Annotated in this window: 18 protein-coding genes; 9 read left to right on the top strand and 9 right to left on the bottom strand. The window is 64.2% G+C overall.

Annotation, left to right across the window (positions count from 1 at the left end; translation table 11 throughout):
- Positions 1-32: 32 nt before the first annotated feature.
- Positions 33-560, top strand: coding sequence for an inorganic diphosphatase (ppa, locus tag ACSFBF_RS05590; protein ID WP_435465351.1), 528 nt, complete (start codon positions 33-35; stop codon positions 558-560).
- Position 561: 1 nt separating this feature from the next.
- On the opposite strand, the gene ACSFBF_RS05585 is transcribed toward ppa, so the two are convergent.
- From ACSFBF_RS05585 to ACSFBF_RS05575, 3 genes are all read right to left on the bottom strand, one after another.
- A complete protein-coding gene (locus ACSFBF_RS05585) occupies positions 562-1,203 on the bottom strand; it encodes a lysozyme inhibitor LprI family protein (RefSeq protein ID WP_435465350.1) in 642 nt (213 codons plus the stop codon).
- Between the two features lie 99 nt (positions 1,204-1,302).
- Positions 1,303-2,055: a hypothetical protein gene (locus tag ACSFBF_RS05580; protein ID WP_435465349.1), complete on the bottom strand. Its 753-nt coding sequence runs from the start codon at positions 2,053-2,055 to the stop codon at positions 1,303-1,305.
- Between the two features lie 78 nt (positions 2,056-2,133).
- Positions 2,134-3,288, bottom strand: coding sequence for a GNAT family N-acetyltransferase (locus ACSFBF_RS05575; RefSeq protein ID WP_435465348.1), 1,155 nt, complete (start codon positions 3,286-3,288; stop codon positions 2,134-2,136).
- Positions 3,289-3,307: 19 nt separating this feature from the next.
- On the opposite strand from ACSFBF_RS05575, the gene ACSFBF_RS05570 reads away from it, so the two are divergent.
- Positions 3,308-5,005 (top strand): NAD+ synthase, encoded by a 1,698-nt coding sequence (locus ACSFBF_RS05570; protein WP_435465347.1) that lies wholly within the window; start codon positions 3,308-3,310, stop codon positions 5,003-5,005.
- Positions 5,002-5,340 carry a P-II family nitrogen regulator gene (locus ACSFBF_RS05565; protein WP_093054409.1) on the top strand — a complete coding sequence of 113 codons (339 nt, stop codon included), beginning with the start codon at positions 5,002-5,004 and terminating at the stop codon, positions 5,338-5,340. The genes ACSFBF_RS05570 and ACSFBF_RS05565 overlap by 4 nt, the downstream gene beginning before the upstream one ends.
- Before the next feature lie 39 nt (positions 5,341-5,379).
- Here the strand turns inward: ACSFBF_RS05565 and ACSFBF_RS05560 are convergent, their stop codons facing one another.
- The 6 genes from ACSFBF_RS05560 to ACSFBF_RS05535 are packed head-to-tail and all read right to left on the bottom strand — an operon-like array spanning position 5,380 to position 8,838.
- Positions 5,380-5,970 (bottom strand): LOG family protein, encoded by a 591-nt coding sequence (locus ACSFBF_RS05560; protein WP_093054411.1) that lies wholly within the window; start codon positions 5,968-5,970, stop codon positions 5,380-5,382.
- Between the two features lie 31 nt (positions 5,971-6,001).
- Positions 6,002-6,409 carry a diacylglycerol kinase gene (locus tag ACSFBF_RS05555; RefSeq protein ID WP_435465346.1) on the bottom strand — a complete coding sequence of 136 codons (408 nt, stop codon included), beginning with the start codon at positions 6,407-6,409 and terminating at the stop codon, positions 6,002-6,004.
- Positions 6,406-6,972: an RDD family protein gene (locus tag ACSFBF_RS05550; RefSeq protein ID WP_435465345.1), complete on the bottom strand. Its 567-nt coding sequence runs from the start codon at positions 6,970-6,972 to the stop codon at positions 6,406-6,408. Before ACSFBF_RS05550 ends, ACSFBF_RS05555 begins: the two co-directional genes overlap by 4 nt.
- Before the next feature lie 13 nt (positions 6,973-6,985).
- Positions 6,986-7,834, bottom strand: a complete 849-nt coding sequence (locus ACSFBF_RS05545) for a DUF3106 domain-containing protein (protein ID WP_435465344.1) — start codon at positions 7,832-7,834, stop codon at positions 6,986-6,988.
- Positions 7,835-7,849: 15 nt separating this feature from the next.
- Positions 7,850-8,275: a DUF3619 family protein gene (locus tag ACSFBF_RS05540; protein ID WP_435465343.1), complete on the bottom strand. Its 426-nt coding sequence runs from the start codon at positions 8,273-8,275 to the stop codon at positions 7,850-7,852.
- Entirely contained in the window at positions 8,272-8,838 is a 567-nt protein-coding gene (locus ACSFBF_RS05535) for an RNA polymerase sigma factor (RefSeq protein ID WP_435465342.1), read from the bottom strand. The genes ACSFBF_RS05540 and ACSFBF_RS05535 overlap by 4 nt, the downstream gene beginning before the upstream one ends.
- A gap of 282 nt (positions 8,839-9,120) precedes the next feature.
- On the opposite strand from ACSFBF_RS05535, the gene ACSFBF_RS05530 reads away from it, so the two are divergent.
- The 6 genes from ACSFBF_RS05530 (at position 9,121) to leuA (ending at position 15,780) form a co-directional block, all read left to right on the top strand.
- Complete coding sequence (locus ACSFBF_RS05530; protein WP_258355210.1) at positions 9,121-10,905, top strand: acetolactate synthase 3 catalytic subunit; 1,785 nt, start codon at positions 9,121-9,123, stop codon at positions 10,903-10,905.
- Between the two features lie 104 nt (positions 10,906-11,009).
- The gene (ilvN, locus tag ACSFBF_RS05525; protein WP_007834236.1) at positions 11,010-11,501 is read left to right on the top strand and encodes an acetolactate synthase small subunit; all 492 of its coding nucleotides are present in this window, start codon (positions 11,010-11,012) and stop codon (positions 11,499-11,501) included.
- Between the two features lie 53 nt (positions 11,502-11,554).
- Positions 11,555-11,815 carry a DUF4282 domain-containing protein gene (locus ACSFBF_RS05520; RefSeq protein ID WP_435465341.1) on the top strand — a complete coding sequence of 87 codons (261 nt, stop codon included), beginning with the start codon at positions 11,555-11,557 and terminating at the stop codon, positions 11,813-11,815.
- A gap of 49 nt (positions 11,816-11,864) precedes the next feature.
- Positions 11,865-12,881, top strand: a complete 1,017-nt coding sequence (ilvC, locus tag ACSFBF_RS05515) for a ketol-acid reductoisomerase (protein WP_093054428.1) — start codon at positions 11,865-11,867, stop codon at positions 12,879-12,881.
- 183 nt (positions 12,882-13,064) lie between these two features.
- Entirely contained in the window at positions 13,065-13,889 is an 825-nt protein-coding gene (gene pssA / locus ACSFBF_RS05510) for a CDP-diacylglycerol--serine O-phosphatidyltransferase (protein ID WP_435465340.1), read from the top strand.
- A gap of 187 nt (positions 13,890-14,076) precedes the next feature.
- The gene (gene leuA, locus ACSFBF_RS05505; protein ID WP_435465339.1) at positions 14,077-15,780 is read left to right on the top strand and encodes a 2-isopropylmalate synthase; all 1,704 of its coding nucleotides are present in this window, start codon (positions 14,077-14,079) and stop codon (positions 15,778-15,780) included.
- Positions 15,781-15,827: the final 47 nt, after the last annotated feature.

The following is a 15,827-nucleotide window of genomic DNA, read 5'->3' as shown; positions in this document are numbered from 1 at the left end:
CTCTCATACTTTTCAACTACTCGAAAAACGTCATGTCCTTCGACAAAGTTTCCCCCGGCAAGAACGTCCCCGAATCCTTCAACGTCGTGATCGAAATCCCGATGAACGCCGACCCGATCAAGTACGAAGTCGACAAGGAGTCGGGTGCGATTTTTGTCGACCGCTTCATGACGACGGCCATGTACTACCCGGCCAACTACGGCTATGTGCCGCAGACCCTGTCGGGCGACGGCGACCCGGTCGACGTGCTGGTGATTGCCCCGTATCCGCTGCTGCCGGGCGTGGTGGTGCCGTGCCGCCCCTTGGGCATCCTGATGATGGAAGACGAAGCAGGCGTCGACGGCAAGGTGCTCGCCGTGCCCACCGACAAGGTGCTGCCCATCTACAGCCACTGGAAGTCGGTCGACGACGTGAACCCGATGCGCCTGAAGGCCATCAGCCACTTCTTCGAGCACTACAAGGACCTGGAAGAAGGCAAGTGGGTCAAGGTGCTGGGCTGGGAAGGCATTGACGCGGCCAAGAAGGAAATCCTGGACGGCATCGCCAACTACAAGAAGTAACTTATTCGTTCTCGAAGGGCGAGCGGCGCGGGTCGCGCGCGAAGCTGCCGGCCAGCGATGGTGCGCAGCCCGGCGTGGCCGAGACGGTGACGCGGTCGGTGTCGAACTGGAGTGTGCGGGTGCAACGCCCGCCTTCCTGCACCACGAGGCGCCGTTGCCCGTCGAGTACGTTCTTGCCCTGCAGCAGCATGTTGCCGCGCGGGTCAGGGCAGATGTAGATCTGGATGTCCAGCGTGCCGCCCAGCTCGGGCGTCACGTCGAGGAAGCGTCCGTCCTTCGGGCATTGGCCTTCCACATAGCGGCCCATCCAATGCAGCAGCGGGTGACTCAGGTAGGTGATGCGCCGCTCGTAGTCCTGCTTGAGGCATTCGGTTTTGCCGCGGCACTCGCGGTTGCGCACGGTGATCCAGTCGCGCTGGTCGCGCCGCAGGAATGTGGGCCACTGGCCTGTGCCGGGCATTTCGAGCTGCCGCTTGTAGAGGGCGGCCATGGCTTCGTCCTGCCGCGAGAGGCCGGGGTCGGCGCAGATGGCTTTCTCGGTGGCATTGCCGGCCTTGGCGCAGTCGAAGCTGGCGGCCATGGCCCACTGGCCGGCGGCTAGGAAGCAGAGTGCCAAGAGGGCGGGGCGTGTGAAGGGCTGCATGCGGTTTCTTCTCCTCGACGCGGATGCTAGGAGAGGCGCCGCGCGCCGTCGATGTGCCGAATGGTCAAGGGCACTATGCCCTTGGACAGAGGAGATGCTTCAGGCGCGGACTGCGTCGCTGGCCAGCCGCATCCATTCGCGATTGACCGAACGTGCATGCGAGTTCCAGTGGCGCGCGGCCTGCTGAAGCTCGTCCCACTGGCGCTGTGCGCCGGTGGCATCGCCTTGCTGGGCGAGCCAAGCGATGTAGCGGGCGCGGGCCTCGACGGTGTTGTACTGGCTCAGCGCGACCTCGAAGGCTTCGCGTGCTTCCTGCTGGCGTCCGTCGGCGGCAAGTGCGCGGGCGGTGAGCACGGCGACTTCGTCCTTGCGGTAGTCGTCGCGCGTGGCACGCAGGGCCTGGAGTGCCTGCAATGCCTCTCGGCCGGAAGCCGGCCCGCCCGCGGCAAGCAGGGCGCTGGCCAGGCCGAACTGCAGTTCGGGATCGGAGGCCAGCGGGCCTTTCAGTGCGTCGCGGTAGTGGCCGACGGCATCGGCGGCCTGGCCCTTGTCGAGCGCTGCCTTGGCCAGGCGCAGCTTGTTCTGGGCCGTGGGCGCGAGGTCGTAGGCCTCGGTGGCTGCGCGGTATTCGCGCTCGGGGTCGATGAAGCCGATGGCCGCACTGGCCACCTTGCCGGCGGTGCGCTGCATGCGCGAGGCGGGCAGGTACTCGACCACGAAGTACACGATGCTGCCCAGCAGCGGAAAGCTGAAAAGAATGAGGAGCCAGTACATCTGCTTGCCGTGGCGCATCGCGTGCACGGCGAAGAACAGCGCGATGAGGACGTGCAGCCCCAGTCCGACGAATGGCATCGAGTTCTCTCTGAGTTGTTGTGGATATCGGGCGCTTTTATAGCAGCCCCTCATGGCAGGTTCGGCAGGCCCGGCTGCTCAGGCGGCCTTGAACGGGCTGCGCTCGCCCAGGTGGTCCATGTAGTTCTCTATGCCCGCGCCCTCGCGCTCCAGGAAGCGCTCGACCGCGTCGGCAAACGCCGGGTGCGCCAGCCAGTGGGCGCTGGTGGTTTTCACCGGCATCAGCGCGCGCGCCATCTTGTGCTCGCCCTGGGCGCCACCCTCGAAGCGCTGGGCGCCGTGTTCGATGCACCAAGCCAGTGGCTGGTAGTAGCAGGCCTCGAAGTGCAGGCAGTCGACGCGCTCCAGCGCGCCCCAGTAGCGGCCGTAGGCGACCAGCGGTGCATCGGGCTGCGTCGAAAGGGCGATCAGGCTGGTGGCCATGGGTTTGCCGTTGCGCTCGGCGACGAACAGCAGCCAGGCCTCGGGCATCGTGTCGGCCATGCGCCGGAAGAAGTCGCGTGTGAGGTAGGGCGGGTTGCCGTGCTCGCGGTAGGTGCGCTCGTAGCAACGGTAGAAGAAGTCCCAGTCGGCCTTCGAGATGTCGGCGCCGCGCGACCAGCGGAAGCTCACGCCCGCGTCGGCCACCTTGCGGCGCTCCTGGCGGATCTTCTTGCGCTTGTCGTGCGAGAGGCTGGCGAGGAAGGCGTCGAAGTCGGGGTACTGCGCGTTGGTCCAGTGGAACTGCACCGTGTTGCGCAGCATCAGGCCCGCTTCGGTGCAGGCGGCGATGTCGGCATCGGTGCCGAACAGCAGATGCAGCGACGACAGCTCCTCCTGCTTGCACAGCGCGACGAGCCCTTGCACCAGCAATGTGCGGCTTTCGGCATCGCGCGCCAGCAGGCGGGTGCCGGGCACGGGCGTGAAGGGCACAGCGACCACGGCCTTCGGGTAGTACGCGAGCCCGTGCTGTTCGTAGGCGTTGGCCCATGCCCAGTCGAAGACGTACTCGCCGTAGGAGTGGTCCTTGATGTAGAACGGGCACGCGGCCTGCAACTGCTCGCCTTGCCACAGCGTGACGAACTGCGGCATCCATCCGCTCTCCGGGGTGGCGCTGCGGCTGTCGTTCAGCGCTGCGAGGTATTCGTGGCGCATGAAGGGCGATGGCTCGGCCTCGGCGGCCAGCAGCGCGTTCCATGCGTCCGGGCTCACGTCAGCCGGCGACGACAGAACCCGAATGACATAATCGTTCAAGCCTTTTTCTTCCTTCTGTATGACGCTCAAGCTCGCCATCGCGCAACTCAATTTTGTGGTGGGCGACCTCGCCGGCAACGCGAAAAAGATCGTCGACGCCGCGCGCGATGCCCATGCGCAGGGCGCGCGCCTCTTGTTGACGCCCGAACTCTCGATTGCCGGCTACGCGGCGGAGGACCTGTTCCTCCGTCCCGCCTTCACCGAAGCCTGTGATGATGCCGTGAAAGGCATCGCCGCCGCTCTGGCCGATCTCAAAGACATGGTGGTGGTGGTGGGGCATCCGACCGGCGGCAGCCTGCGCAGCCGCTCGGTGGCCGTGCAGATGCGCCACAACGCGGCAAGCGTCGTCAAGGAGGGCCGCATCCTCGAAACGTACGCCAAGCGCGAACTGCCCAACTACCAGGTGTTCGACGAGCGCCGCTACTTCACGCCGGGGCAGGGCACCTGCGTGTTCGAGGCGGGGGGTGTCTCGGTCGGCCTGCTGATCTGCGAGGACGCCTGGTTTGACCAGCCGGCCGAACTGGCGCGTGAAGGCGGTGCCGAGGTGCTGGCGGTGATCAATGCGTCGCCGTACCACGTGGGCAAGGAAGGCGAGCGCGTCGCGCGCATGGCCGACCGGGCGCGCGCCGTGGGGCTGCCGCTCGTGTATGCACACTTGGTCGGCGGGCAGGACGAGGTGGTGTTCGACGGTGCCTCGTTCGCACTGCAGGCCGACGGCACTGCCGCCATGCAGGCCGAGAGCTTCCGGGAAAAGCTGGTCTTTGCGCAGCTGGAGCGCACGCCGCAGGGTGGCGTGGGCTTCGTGGCCGAGCCGGCGGCCATCGCACCGCCACGCGACGCCGAGGCACAGCTCTGGGACGCCCTTGTGCTGGGCGTGCGCGACTACGTCGGCAAGAATGGTTTTCCGGGCGCCATCCTGGGGCTTTCGGGCGGTATCGACTCCGCATTGGTGCTCGCGATCGCGGTCGATGCACTGGGCAAGGACAAGGTCCGTGCGGTGATGATGCCTTCGCCTTACACCGCCGACATCAGTTGGATTGATGCGCGCGACATGGCCGCCCGCCTGGACGTGCGCTACGACGAAATTTCCATCAAGCACACCTTCGAGTCCTTCAAGGGCGCGCTGGCTGAGGAATTCAAGGGCCGGCCCGAGGACACGGCCGAGGAAAACATCCAGGCCCGCATTCGCGGCACGCTGCTGATGGGGCTTTCGAACAAGTTCGGCTCCATCGTGCTCACCACGGGCAACAAGAGCGAAATGGCCACCGGCTACTGCACGTTGTACGGCGACATGGCGGGCGGTTTTGCGGTCATCAAGGACCTGCTCAAGACAACCGTGTTCGCGCTGGCGCGCTGGCGAAATGCCCAGGATCCGTACGGCACGGGCACCGAGCCGATTCCCGAGCGCATCATCACGCGACCCCCCAGCGCCGAGCTTCGGCCCGATCAGACCGATCAAGACAGCCTCCCGCCCTACGACATCCTCGATGGAATCCTGGCACGCTACATGCAGGACGACGAGGGCATCGACGAGATCATTGCCGCGGGTTACGACCGTGCGGTGGTCGAGCGGGTTGCGCGGCTCATCAGGATCAACGAATACAAGCGGCGCCAGGCGCCGGTAGGCATCCGGGTCACCCATCGAAGCTTCGGCAAGGATTGGCGTTACCCTATCACCAGCAAATTCAACGAAACCGCCGGAGCACGAAAACCATGAAGCAGATCACCGCCATCGTCAAACCCTTCAAGCTCGAGGACGTGCGCGAGGCCTTGGCCGAAGTGGGCGTCACCGGCCTGACCGTCACCGAAGTCAAGGGCTTCGGCCGCCAGAAGGGGCACACCGAGCTCTACCGCGGAGCCGAGTACGTGGTCGACTTCCTGCCCAAGATGAAGGTCGAAGTGGTCGTCAACGAGGCCGATGTAGAGCGCTGCATCGAAGCCATCGTCAGTTCCGCGCGCACCGGGAAGATCGGCGACGGGAAGATTTTTGTCACTGGCGTGGAGCGCATCGTGCGTATCCGCACCGGCGAAGAAAACGAAAACGCCGTTTAAAGCAAGAAAGCCCCGGCGACGGGGCTTTCGACACGGTCGTCAGAGGTTTTCCGACAGCCTGTCTTCGCGTGGATGGAGCGGTACTTCGGCGCGCAATGCCGTGAGTAGCTCAGGCACATCGGTGCCGGTGCGGATCAGGCTCATCTGCCATTCACCCATGAAGCCCTCGCGCACGCTGTGCGCCAGGAATCCGAGCAGGCCGTCGTAGTAGCCAGCGGTGTTGAGGATGCCGGTGGGCTTGTCGTGGTAGCCGAGCTGGCGCCAGGTCCAGATCTCGAACAGTTCCTCGAAGGTGCCAATGCCGCCCGCAAGGGCGACGAAGGCGTCGGCGCGCTCGCCCATCATGGCCTTGCGCTCGTGCATGGTGTCGACCACGTGCAGCTCGTCGCACAGCGGGTTGGCCAGTTCCTTGTCGACCAGGGCCTTGGGGATGATGCCGACCACGCGGCCGCCGGCGAGGCGGGTGGCTTCGGCCACCGTGCCCATCAGGCCGGTGCGGCCTCCGCCGTAGACAAGCTGGCCGCCGTGCTGGCCGATCCATTGGCCGACGGCTTGCGCGGCCTGGGAAAACTCGGGGCGCTCGCCGGGGCGCGAGCCGCAATACACACAGATCGAAAATTCAGGATTCATCCTGCCATCATGCCGCAGCCTGCGGGCCTTCTCATGACATGAAGCGTTGCCACAACGCCGCCGCCCAGATGCCTCCGCACAGCGTGAGCGACAGCAGCACCGCGGCGCTGCCCATGTCCTTGGCGCGCTTGGAGAGGTCGTGCCACTCGGGGCCGATGCGGTCGATGGCGGCTTCCACCGCGGTGTTGAGCAGCTCGACGATCATCACCAGGATGGCGCTGCCCGCGAGCAGTGCCACCTCGACCCAACTGCGCCCGAGCCAGAAGGAGGCCGGAATCATGATGATCGACATGATGGCTTCCTGGCGGAAGGCGGGCTCGCTCCAGCCGGCGTGCAGGCCGTGCAGCGAGATCAGCGTGGCGTGCCAGACGCGTTCGAAGCCCTTGCGGGCCTTTTGCGGATTGACGGCGGGATCGGGAAGCTTGGGCAAGGCACTCATTGGCGACTCATCGGTTTGGAGGTGATGAGCCGTGTACCGGCCCAGGCGTCGTGCCAGAACTGGCGCTCGGGGTGAAAACGCGCCAGCAGGGCCCAGACAGCGACCCAGCCGAAGATCAAGACGGTCGATTCACCGCCCGACAGTTTGAAGGGCGCAATGGCGGCCAGCGGCGGCAGGAACCAGACCCAGCTCAACAGGTAGCGCGCCAGCGCGCGGCGCTGGCTGATGGGTTGGCCGTGCAGGTCGACGATGCGGATGTTCCAGGTTTTCATGGCGAGGGTCTGACCTTTGGTCCAGAACCAGACGAAGTACACGCCGAACACCACGAAAAGAAAAGCTTGAAGTAGATGGCGGCGCGAATCCATTGCGTCGCGCATCTGGCCCAGCGTGCTGAAGAGCCAGCCCGAAACGAACACCACCGCAAATAGCAGCATACCCTCATAGAGCCAGCAGGCCATGCGGCGCCAGAGGCCGGGCACTATCGAAACAGGAGCGCTGGCTGCAGAAGGAATCGGCGAGGCGGGCTGATCGGGGCCCGAAGCCTCGGGAGAGCTGGAAACCATCGAAGCCTTGGGATCAGGGGGCAGGGGAGGTTGGCTCGGCTGCCGATGACGGCGCGGGCACCTGGGCTTCGGCTGGAACCGGTGGAGAGGCGACGCTGGACGGGGCAGGCGCGGCGGGGAGGATGGAAACCGCCGGTGTCGCCGCCGCAGGCACGCGCTCCAGCGGCGACGCCACCATGATCGTGGCCGGTGTGGCAGCGGGGGCGGGCGGCGGGGCCAGCAGAATTCTGGGCGTGTGCTGTACGCCGGGGGTGACGGCCGGCACCGGCACGAGCTTCTGGGACGAGACCGGCCGCACGGGAATGGCGGCGCCGCGTGGCTTGGGTGGGGCGCGTTCCGCGAGCTTGCGCTTTTCTTCCTCGCTCAAGGCTTGGTACTGCTCCCATTTGACCTTGCGCTCGTCAGGCGGAATGCGCTTGACCTCGGCAAAGTTCAGGCGGGCTTGAGCGCGCTGCTGATTGCTCAGGGCGGTCCACTCGATCATGCGGCTGTGCAGGGTGGTCTGTTCGTCCGCCGACATGCTTGCGAAGTTGCGCGACAGGGCCAGCCACTTTTTCTTTTGCCCGACGTTCAGCGTGTTCCAGTGGGCGTTCAGCGGCTTCAGGGCTTGCTGCTGCTCGGCCGTGAGTTCGCTCCAGAGCGGCTTGGTCGTCGAGATGGCCTTGGGGCTGGTGGCTGATGCGGAGCTCGCCGAAGCCGGGCCCACCGCAGCCTTGGCGGCTGCTTCAGAGGGTGGCTGGGCGCAAGCGAGCGTCAGGCTAAAGGCTGCGACTGCAAGCGCACCTGCCCAAACGACTGCGCCCGCCGGGAGCGGGCGCAACGGGCGGGAGGTGTTTGCGCTGGAGGTGGAGCGGCGTCGCATTCGGTCGATGAAAAATCAGTCGGAGGCGCTGTCGGCCTTCAGGAATTGGGCAAAACCGGGGTCGGTGTAGGCGGCGGGCGGCAGGTCGCCTGTCAGCAGCGCGGAATCCACTTCGGCCAGCTCACTGGCGCGGTCGTCGTCCTGCATCACGCTGATGGTGATCAGGCCGGCCACGAGCGCAATCAACGGCACCACGGAGCCGATGCGAGTCCACCAGCTTCCACCCAGTGCGAGCGCGTGGCCCGACTGCACCACCACGGGCGCAGTCCGCAGCTGCGGAGGCTGCTTGCGCGCGGCCACTGCCTGCGCGCGCGCCACGCGCAGTCGCTCGCCGATGTCGTGCGGCAGCTCCCGATTGCCGGCCGAAAGGCGGGCAACCAGACGCTGGCCGAACTGGTCTTCGGCGGTGGTGGATGTTGAGGTTGGAACCTTAGTGTTCATAGCGATATTCCCTTGGCCTTGAGCGCCTTGCTCAGAGCGTGAACGGCTCGCGAGCAATGGGTTTTGACGCTGCCCTCGGAGCAGCCCATCGCAGCGGCCGTCTCTGCGACGTCCATTTCCTCCCAGTAACGCATCAGGAAAGCCTCGCGTTGACGGCCCGGCAGTGCTGCGATCTGTTCCTCGATCTCGTGGAAGACCTGGGTGCGGCGGGTCGTGTCTTCGGCGCTCTCCGATTCCCTAGAGTCGGTCGGCGAGACGAAGTTCTCCAGCAGGTCGAAATCTCCGTCGTCATCGACCGAGTCGAAATCGCTGAGATTGGAGAACAGGGCGCGCCGGGTCTTCTGGCGGCGGAACCAGTCGAGCGTGCAGTTCGACAGGATGCGCTGGAACAGCATCGGCAGTTCGGCCGCGGGCTTGTCGCCGTAGTGCTGCGCCAGCTTCATCATGCTGTCCTGCACGATATCGAGGGCCGCTTCTTCATCCCGCACGTGGTAGACCGAGCGCTTGAAAGCGCGTCGTTCAACGCTTTTCAGGAAGTCGGAGAGTTCTTGTTCAGTGGCCAAGCGAGAGGGGACGCGCAGTGCGCGCCGCGTGGGGAAGAGGGTCTAGCGATCGCGTATGTTTACCGCCGCGGATTATGCCTTTGTAGCTTTACAAGACAGCTGAAGCGAATCTGAACGCCCGGAAATGTCATAATCCGCCCTGCAAGTAAAAAGGCAAACGGGTCACGGTCCGGCGGAACATCAGTCCGCTCATGGCTTTGGCCTCAAGTCCTGGCGCGACCCCACAAGGGTTGGCAAGGGGCACCCAAGGTATTTCGTTCCCGAAATAAACAAAGGTTGATCATGGAAATCTCCAAGGCGGAAATCATTTCCGCAGCAGCCGCGTCCTCAGGCGCCGGCAACCCGACGCAAGAACTCATGGGCGCTGAAGTGCTGGTCAAGGCACTGCAGGCCGAAGGCGTCCAGTACGTCTGGGGCTACCCCGGCGGCGCGGTTCTCTACATCTACGACGCGTTCTACAAGCAGGACACCATCCAGCATGTGCTGGTGCGCCACGAGCAGGCCGCCGTTCACGCGGCTGACGGCTATGCGCGTGCCACCGGCGAAGTCGGCGTGGCGCTGGTCACTTCCGGTCCCGGCCTGACCAATGCGGTCACCGGTATCGCGACGGCGTACATGGACTCCATCCCGATGGTGATCATCTCGGGCCAGGTGCCAACGGCGGCCATCGGCCTCGACGCCTTCCAGGAATGCGACACGGTCGGCATCACCCGCCCCATCGTCAAGCACAACTTCCTCGTCAAGGATCCGAAGGATCTGGCCATGACGATGAAGAAGGCCTTCCACATCGCACGCAGCGGCCGTCCCGGCCCCGTGGTGGTGGACGTGCCCAAGGACGTTTCGTTCAAGAAGGTCCCTTACACAGGCTATCCCGACAAGGTCGAGATGCGCTCGTACAACCCGGTGCGCAAGGGCCACGGCGGTCAGATTCGCAAGGCGCTGCAACTGCTGCTGGCGGCCAAGCGTCCGTACATCTACACCGGCGGCGGCGTGCTGCTGGGCAACGCCTGCAACGAACTGCGCACGCTGGTCGACATGCTCGGCTACCCGGTCACCAACACGCTGATGGGCCTGGGCGCCTATCCGGCGAGCGACCGCAAGTTTCTCGGCATGCTGGGCATGCACGGCACCATCGAAGCCAACAACGCGATGCAGAACTGCGACGTGCTGCTGGCCGTGGGCGCGCGCTTCGACGACCGCGTGATCGGCAATCCCAAGCACTTCGCGCAGAATGAACGCAAGATCATCCACATCGACATCGACCCGTCGAGCATCTCCAAGCGCGTGAAGGTCGACATCCCGATCGTCGGCGACGTGAAGGACGTGCTCACCGAGCTGATCTCGATGATCCGCGAGAGCACCACCAAGCCCGATGCAGGCGCGCTGGCCGACTGGTGGAAGACCATCGAGGCCTGGCGCTCGCGCGATTGCCTGAAGTACGACCGCGGCAACAAGGACGTGATCAAGCCGCAGTACGTGGTCGAAACCCTCTGGAACATGACCAAGGACGCCGACGCGTACATCACGTCGGACGTGGGCCAGCACCAGATGTGGGCCGCCCAGTACTACCGCTTCGACGAACCGCGCCGCTGGATCAACTCGGGCGGCCTGGGCACCATGGGCGTGGGCATTCCCTACGCCATGGGCATCAAGCTCGCCAAGCCCGATTCGGAAGTGTTCACCATCACCGGCGAAGGCTCGGTGCAGATGTGCATCCAGGAACTCTCCACCTGCCTGCAATACAACACGCCGATCAAGATCTGCTCGCTCAACAACCGCTACCTGGGCATGGTGCGCCAGTGGCAGGAGATCGAATACTCCGGCCGCTACAGCCATAGCTACATGGATGCACTGCCCAACTTCGTGAAGCTCGCCGAGGCCTATGGCCACGTCGGCATGCTGATCGAGCGTCCACAAGACGTGGAGCCCGCGCTGCGCGAAGCACGCAAGCTCAAGGACCGCACGGTGTTCATGGACTTCCGCACCGACCCCACCGAAAACGTGTTCCCGATGGTGAAGGCCGGCATGGGCATCACCGAAATGCTGTTGGGTTCCGAAGATCTCTGATCCGCGGAACATTCGCTCAACTCTTTACTGACGAATCTATTGCCCGCCGAGCCCGCGCATTACCGTGCGCGGGGGAGGGCGGCGAAAAGAGGAGTCACGCAAACATGAAACACATCATTGCAGTGCTGCTGGAAAACGAGCCGGGTGCTCTTTCCCGCGTGGTGGGCCTTTTCTCGGCCCGTGGCTACAACATCGAATCGCTCACGGTGGCGCCCACGGAGGATGCAAGCCTCTCGCGCATGACCATCGTCACCACCGGTTCCGACGACGTGATCGAGCAGATCACCAAGCACCTGAACCGCCTGATCGAAGTGGTGAAGGTCGTCGACCTGACCGAAGGCGCCTACACCGAGCGCGAGCTCATGATGGTGAAGGTGCGCGCAGTCGGCAAGGAGCGCGAGGAAATGATGCGCATGGCCGAGATTTTCCGCGGCCGCATCATCGACGTGACCGACAAGAGCTACACCATCGAACTCACCGGCGACCACGGCAAGAATGACGCTTTTCTTGAAGCGATCGAACGTAGCGCTATCCTCGAGACTGTCCGCACCGGTGCCAGCGGCATCGGGCGCGGCGAGCGCATCCTGCGCGTGTAGGAGGGTGAAGGCGCCCTCAGTTCATACGTTCATCCACACATGAGGCAAGAGTGATGCGCGGTCTGCTCGGTTTCGACAAGATGGTGACCCCGGCGATCGTCCGGGTGCTCTACTTTCTCGGCCTGCTGGGTGTGATCGTCCTGGCGGGCGCGGCGCTGTACCAGCGCCAGTACCTGCCGGCTTTCACGGTCCTGATCTTCGGCACCATCGGCGTTCGCATCTACAGCGAATTGCTCATCGTGCTGTTCCGCATCCACGATAGCCTCGTGTCCATCAACCAGCAAATGAAGGACCGGAATTCCTCCGGCCTCTGAGTGAAATGCACCTCATACGGGTGCTCGAGATTTTTTAGGAGAGATACACATGAAGGTTTACTACGACAAAGACGCGGACCTGAGCCTCATCAAGGGCAAGACGGTGGCAATCATCGGTTATGGCTCGCAAGGCCATGCGCACGCGCAGAACCTGAACGACAGCGGCGTCAAGGTCGTGGTCGGCCTGCGCAAGGGCGGGGCTTCGTGGCCCAAGGTCGAGAAGGCCGGCCTGAAGGTCGCCGAAGTCGCCGACGCCGTGAAGGCCGCCGACGTCGTGATGATCCTGCTGCCCGACGAGCAGATCGCTAACGTCTACAAGAACGACGTCGCGCCGAACATCAAGGAAGGCGCTTCGCTGGTCTTCGCGCACGGCTTCAACGTGCACTACGGCTTCGTTCAGCCGCGCGCCGACCTCGACGTGTGGATGGTCGCTCCCAAGGCCCCGGGCCACACCGTGCGCAGCACGTACACCCAGGGTGGCGGCGTGCCCCACCTCGTGGCCGTGCACCAGGACAAGACCGGCAAGGCGCGTGACCTCGCGCTGAGCTACGCCACCGCCAACGGCGGCGGCAAGGCCGGCATCATCGAGACCAACTTCCGCGAAGAAACCGAGACCGACCTGTTCGGCGAACAAGCGGTTCTGTGCGGCGGTACGGTCGAGCTGATCAAGGCCGGTTTCGAAACGCTGGTGGAAGCCGGCTACGCGCCCGAAATGGCGTACTTCGAATGCCTGCACGAGCTGAAGCTGATCGTCGACCTGATCTATGAAGGCGGCATCGCCAACATGAACTACTCGATCTCGAACAACGCCGAATACGGCGAGTACGTCACCGGCCCACGCGTCGTGACCGAAGAGACCAAGAAGGTCATGAAGCAAGTGCTGAAGGACATCCAGACTGGCGAATACGCCAAGAGCTTCGTGCTGGAAAACGCTGCCGGCGCCCCCACGCTGATCAGCCGCCGCCGCCTGAACTCCGAGCATCAGATCGAAGTCGTCGGCGAAAAGCTGCGCGCGATGATGCCCTGGATCAAGAAGAACAAGCTGGTCGACCAGACCCGCAACTGATCTGCGAGTCAGAAGGGTGCTTCGGCACCCGTTTCCCAAGGGCCACCCGTTGCGGTGGCCCTTTTGTTTGACGGGGGCGACGCAGCCCCTGAACTACACTGCGAGCCATGCGATTCAAAGATCAAGATGCTATCGAATGGATAGCTGCTCGCGCAGTGCCCATGAGGGACGGAGGCAAATTCAATGCATGACGACACGCTCCCCGACGATGTGCAGCCGCGCAAACGCCGCAAGGGTATCTACATCCTGCCGAACCTGTTCACGCTGGCGGCGCTGTTCGGCGGGTTCTATTCGGTCGTGATGGCCATGAACGCGCGCTTCGACCTCGCGGCGCTCGGTGTGTTCGCCGCGATGGTGCTCGACAGCCTGGACGGGCGCGTTGCCCGCATGACGAATACGCAGAGCGCGTTCGGCGAGCAGATGGATTCGCTGTCCGACATGGTGTCGTTCGGTGCGGCGCCCGCGCTCATCGCCTACGAATGGTCGCTCAAGGGCCTGGGCCGCTGGGGATGGATTGCGGCCTTCGTGTACTGCGCCTGCGCGGCGCTGAGGCTCGCGCGCTTCAACGTCAACACCGGCGTGGTCGACAAGCGCTGGTTCCAGGGCCTGCCGTCGCCTGCGGCCGCTGCGCTCGTGGCGGGCTTCATCTGGCTCGTGAACGAATGGGGCAAACGAGGTGGTGAGGTGCTGTATCTCTCGTGGACGCAGATCACCTGGGTCACTTTCGGGTTCACGCTGTACGCGGGCCTCACGATGGTCACCAACGCGCCGTTCTACAGCTTCAAGGACATCCAGATGAAGAAGAGCGTGCCTTTCGCGGTGATCGTGCTGATCGCGCTGGGCATCGCCGTCATCAACATCCATCCGCCGACCGTGCTGTTCAGCCTGTTCGTCATTTATGGTCTGAGCGGCTACGTGGTCTATGCGTGGCGCAAGGCCAAGGGGCAGCCGGCCAGCGTTATCAGCACCTCGACGGAAGAGCCCGACGAACGGGGTTTGCATAACTGACCCGGTGGCTTGTGCTACATTCGCAACCCTCATGACCAAGATTTCGCTGCTGGCCCTACTAGCCCTCCCTCACGGGCGGAGACGGTAGCGCACGCGCAAATCCCTCACCACGGCCCGTTCGCACCAGCAACGGGCCGTTTGTTTTTGGGGTTGCTGGTTGATCACCAACCATCTCAGAGAAATCGACATGCTCAAGCAACCTCAAAGCAAATACCGCGCATTCGCCCCGATCGGCCTCAAGGACCGCACCTGGCCCGATGCCGTGCTGACCAAGGCGCCGATCTGGCTGTCGACCGACCTGCGCGATGGCAACCAGGCGCTGGTCGAGCCCATGGACATCGCGCGCAAGATGCGCATGTTCGAGACCCTTGTGGCCATCGGCTTCAAGGAAATCGAAGTCGGCTTTCCCTCGGCGTCGCAGGTCGAATTCGACTTCGTGCGCAAGCTTATCGAGGAAGACCGTATTCCCGACGACGTGACGATCCAGGTGCTGACGCAGGCGCGCGACCACCTCATTGCGCGTACTTTTGAATCGCTCCAGGGCGCTCCGCGCGCCATCGTGCACCTCTACAACGCCGTTGCGCCCGTGATGCGCCGCGTGGTGCTCAACATGGACGAAGACCAGATCGTCGAACTCGCCAGCAGTCATGCGCGCATGTTCAACGAGTTCGCCGCCAAGCAGCCGAACACGCAGTGGACCTTCCAGTACTCGCCCGAAATGTTCTCGGGCACCGACGTCGTGTTCTCGAAGCGCGTAGTCGATGCGGTGACCGAGGTCTGGGCACCGACACCGCAGCGCAAGTGCATCATCAACCTGCCAACCACGGTCGAGCATTCCACGCCGAACATCTTCGCGGACATGATCGAGTGGATGCATCGCAACCTCGCGCGCCGCGACTCCATCGTGCTGTGCGTGCACCCGCACAACGACCGCGGCACCGGCACCGCTGCCGGCGAACTGGCTTTGATGGCCGGCGCCGAGCGCATCGAAGGCTGCCTGTTCGGCAATGGCGAGCGCACCGGCAACCTCGATCTCGTGAACGTTGCGCTCAACCTCTACACGCAGGGCGTTTCGCCCGAGCTCGACTTCTCGAACATCGACGAGATCCGCACCACGGTCGAGCATTGCAACCAGATTCCGGTACATCCGCGCCATCCGTATGTAGGCGACCTCGTCTACACCTCGTTCTCGGGCTCGCACCAGGACGCGATCAAGAAGGCCTTTGCCGCGCGCAAGGAAGGCGACATCTGGGACATGCCGTACCTTCCCATCGACCCGAAGGACGTGGGCCGCAGCTATGAAGCCGTGATCCGCGTGAACAGCCAGTCCGGCAAGGGCGGCATGGCCTACCTGCTTGAGAGCGAGTACGGCATCGAGATGCCGCGCCGCCTGCAGATGGAATTCATGCAGACCGTGCAACGCGTGATGGACGTCGCCGGCAAGGAGCTTACGGCCGCCGACCTCTGGCAGCTGTTCGTGCGCGAGTACGGCATCGAAACCGCGCAGTCGCTGCAGAACCGCGTGATCGAGGAAGAAGGCGAGGGCGCCAACGCCTCCGTGGTGCTGCGCGGTGACCTGCCGTGGGACGGTGAAGTCCACGCCATCGAAGGCCGCGGCAATGGCCCCATCGACGCCTTCACGCAGGCGCTGAGCAAGGCCACCGGCCACACGGTGCGCGTGATGGACTACCACCAGCACGCCATTGGCGCAGGTGCCGATGCGAAGTCTGTGGCCTACCTGGAACTGCGCGTCGACGAAAGCCAGACGCTGTTCGGCGTGGGCATCGATGCGAACGTGATCACGGCGTCGCTGAAAGCGATTGTTTCGGGCGTGCAGCGTGCACGGACCCGTGGCGCGCACGGAGCACAATCAGCGGTTGAAGTCGCCTGACGCTGCCGCGCCGACCTTGGTCGGGTGCGCGTGGGGGGATGAACAAC

This window comes from Variovorax nivicola, assembly GCF_051216475.1.
In the GTDB taxonomy this organism is placed as follows: Bacteria; Pseudomonadota; Gammaproteobacteria; order Burkholderiales; family Burkholderiaceae_C; genus Variovorax.
The sequence above is the reverse complement of the archived record's forward strand: the minus strand, read 5'-3'. Positions and strand labels throughout refer to the sequence as shown.

What these genes read in the sequence shown, in the direction of transcription:
- ppa (WP_435465351.1), top strand. Translation starts at nt 33, where the DNA reads ATGTCCTTCGACAAAGTTTCCCCCGGCAAGAACGTCCCCGAATCCTTC.
- ACSFBF_RS05585 (WP_435465350.1), bottom strand. Translation starts at nt 1,203, where the DNA reads ATGCAGCCCTTCACACGCCCCGCCCTCTTGGCACTCTGCTTCCTAGCC.
- ACSFBF_RS05580 (WP_435465349.1), bottom strand. Translation starts at nt 2,055, where the DNA reads ATGCCATTCGTCGGACTGGGGCTGCACGTCCTCATCGCGCTGTTCTTC.
- ACSFBF_RS05570 (WP_435465347.1), top strand. Translation starts at nt 3,308, where the DNA reads ATGACGCTCAAGCTCGCCATCGCGCAACTCAATTTTGTGGTGGGCGAC.
- ACSFBF_RS05565 (WP_093054409.1), top strand. Translation starts at nt 5,002, where the DNA reads ATGAAGCAGATCACCGCCATCGTCAAACCCTTCAAGCTCGAGGACGTG.
- ACSFBF_RS05560 (WP_093054411.1), bottom strand. Translation starts at nt 5,970, where the DNA reads ATGAATCCTGAATTTTCGATCTGTGTGTATTGCGGCTCGCGCCCCGGC.
- ACSFBF_RS05555 (WP_435465346.1), bottom strand. Translation starts at nt 6,409, where the DNA reads ATGAGTGCCTTGCCCAAGCTTCCCGATCCCGCCGTCAATCCGCAAAAG.
- ACSFBF_RS05550 (WP_435465345.1), bottom strand. Translation starts at nt 6,972, where the DNA reads ATGGTTTCCAGCTCTCCCGAGGCTTCGGGCCCCGATCAGCCCGCCTCG.
- ACSFBF_RS05545 (WP_435465344.1), bottom strand. Translation starts at nt 7,834, where the DNA reads ATGCGACGCCGCTCCACCTCCAGCGCAAACACCTCCCGCCCGTTGCGC.
- ACSFBF_RS05540 (WP_435465343.1), bottom strand. Translation starts at nt 8,275, where the DNA reads ATGAACACTAAGGTTCCAACCTCAACATCCACCACCGCCGAAGACCAG.
- ACSFBF_RS05530 (WP_258355210.1), top strand. Translation starts at nt 9,121, where the DNA reads ATGGAAATCTCCAAGGCGGAAATCATTTCCGCAGCAGCCGCGTCCTCA.
- ilvN (WP_007834236.1), top strand. Translation starts at nt 11,010, where the DNA reads ATGAAACACATCATTGCAGTGCTGCTGGAAAACGAGCCGGGTGCTCTT.
- ACSFBF_RS05520 (WP_435465341.1), top strand. Translation starts at nt 11,555, where the DNA reads ATGCGCGGTCTGCTCGGTTTCGACAAGATGGTGACCCCGGCGATCGTC.
- ilvC (WP_093054428.1), top strand. Translation starts at nt 11,865, where the DNA reads ATGAAGGTTTACTACGACAAAGACGCGGACCTGAGCCTCATCAAGGGC.
- pssA (WP_435465340.1), top strand. Translation starts at nt 13,065, where the DNA reads ATGCATGACGACACGCTCCCCGACGATGTGCAGCCGCGCAAACGCCGC.
- leuA (WP_435465339.1), top strand. Translation starts at nt 14,077, where the DNA reads ATGCTCAAGCAACCTCAAAGCAAATACCGCGCATTCGCCCCGATCGGC.